At 68.6% G+C, this 2170-nt stretch carries 2 protein-coding genes and 1 pseudogene; all 3 read left to right on the top strand.

All coding sequences use genetic code 11. The features are described 5' to 3' along the window. The coding region (locus AC27KI_RS23235) for a cytochrome c biogenesis ResB family protein (protein WP_487116067.1) at window positions 1–574 on the top strand (574 nt) is incomplete at its 5' end. Then, a complete protein-coding gene (gene ccsB, locus AC27KI_RS23230) occupies window positions 571–1941 on the top strand; it encodes a c-type cytochrome biogenesis protein CcsB (protein WP_487088632.1) in 1371 nt (456 codons plus the stop codon). The genes AC27KI_RS23235 and ccsB, both read left to right, overlap by 4 nt. Before the next feature lie 71 nt (window positions 1942–2012). Beyond that, a pseudogene (locus AC27KI_RS23225) lies at window positions 2013–2170 on the top strand (protein-methionine-sulfoxide reductase catalytic subunit MsrP); the annotation flags it as partial.

The raw sequence follows: 2170 nt of genomic DNA, 5'->3' as shown, positions 1-2170 counted from the left end.
GGCGGACGCCGGCGCGGCAGGCGCCACCACGGGCAAGGGCGGTGCGCCGGGCCGCGGCGGCCTGCAGGCGATCTCGGACTTCATGGAGGCCAACGTGCCGCCGGCCGAACGCGAGCGGGCGGGCGAGGTGCTGATCCGCATCCTGAACGGCGCGCTGTTCGAGCTGGCCCAGCTCACGCGCGAGCGTGCGGGCCTCAAACCCCTGGCGCAGAGCGATGCCACCCAGGCGTTCATGACGCAGGCGGTGCTGTCGCTCAGCGACGCGCAGGCCTACCCCGTGCCCCTGGCGTTCGAGCTCAAGGACTTCACCCAGGTGCAGGCGAGTGTCTTCCAGGTGGCCCGCGCGCCGGGCAAGAACATCGTGTACCTTGGCTGCGCGCTGCTGATCATCGGCGTGTTTTCGATGCTCTACGTGCGCGAACGGCGCCTGTGGGTGTGGCTGGTGCCCCAGGACGGGGGCGCCCAGGCCACCATGGCGCTGTCGAGCAACCGCAAGACCCTGGACGGCGACCGCGAGTTCGCCCGGCTCACCGACAAACTCATCGGGGCGCGGCCCCACGGAGACACCGCATGAACACCGCCGCCACGGACGCTGCCCGCGATCGCACGGATCGCGCCGACCGCACCATCACCCTGAACGAGGGGTTCCTGGCCCGGCGCAATGCCTTCGACTGGGTCTTCGCCGCGCTGGTCGCGGCGGGCGGGCTGTTCGCGCTGCAGCGCTACGGCGCGTTCATGGATGTCTACGAAAAAGGCATCCTACTCGGCGCCATTCCCTGCACCGTTTGGCTGGGCTGGTTCTGGCGGCCGCTGCGGGTGCTGATGGTGGTGGTGGCGGCCTTCGCCCTGGCGGCCATCGGCCTATACCAGCAGGACGGCGCCGGCAGCCTGGCGCGCGCCGACACGGTGTTCGGCCTCAAGTATTTCCTGTCCAGCCAGTCGGCCATCCTGTGGATGAGCATGCTGTTCTTCATGAGCACGGCGTTCTACTGGATCGGCATGTTCTCCCGCGGAGAGGGCCGCACCCTGTCGCTGCTGGGCTCGCGCCTGGCGTGGGTGGGCATCGGCATGGCGCTCATCGGCACGCTGGTGCGCTGGTACGAGAGCTACCTCATCGGCGCCGACGTGGGCCACATCCCGGTGAGCAACCTGTACGAGGTGTTCGTGCTGTTTTGCTGGATGACCGCGGCCTTCTACCTCTATTACGAGGCGCAGTACGAGACCCGCGCGCTGGGCGGCTTCGTCATGCTGGTGGTCAGCGCCGCCGTGGGCTTTCTGCTCTGGTACACCGTGGTGCGCGAGGCGCACGAGATCCAGCCCCTGGTGCCGGCCCTGAAGAGCTGGTGGATGAAGCTGCACGTGCCCGCCAACTTCATCGGCTACGGCACCTTCGCGCTGTCGGCCATGGTGGCGTTCGCCTACCTCATCAAGCAGCAGGCCGGCGAGACGCGCTGGTACAAGCTCGCGCCCCTGTGGCTGCTGGGCGTGGTGCTGTGCTTCGAGCCCATCGTGTTCCGCCAGGGCGCCACCGAGAACGGCGGCGGCTACTGGATGGTGTATTTCGGCGTGTCGGCGTTCATCGTGGCGGGCATCCTGCTCGGGCGTCGGCGCATCGCGGCCCGTCTGCCGTCGTTCGAGGTGCTGGACGATGTCATGTACAAGGCCATCGCCGTGGGCTTCGCCTTTTTCACCATCGCCACGGTGCTGGGCGCGCTCTGGGCGGCCGAGGCCTGGGGCGGCTACTGGAGCTGGGACCCCAAGGAGACCTGGGCGCTGATCGTGTGGCTCAACTACGCGGCCTGGCTGCACATGCGCCTGATGAAGGGCCTGCGCGGCACCGTGTCCGCCTGGTGGGCGCTGGTGGGGCTGGGCGTGACCACATTCGCCTTCCTGGGCGTGAACATGTGGCTGTCGGGGCTGCACAGCTACGGAACGTTGTAGCCCACAATGAATCCTTTCGGGGCCGGTGCGCGTATAACCGGCATCGTCCCCCCGAACCACAAGGATTCCCCATGCCGATTCCCCGCAGAGACAACGGCTTCATCCACGCCGCCAGCAGCGAAATCACCCCCCGCGCCGTCTATGAAGGCCGGCGCGACCTCATCAAGCTCATGGCTGGCGGCGCTGCCGGGGCGGCCCTGGCCACCTGGGCCGCGCGCGATGCCGGCGC

This window comes from Acidovorax sp. KPB24-03, assembly GCF_057546605.1.
Note: the sequence above shows the minus strand (reverse complement) of the source record. Positions and strands in the feature narration are given on the sequence as shown.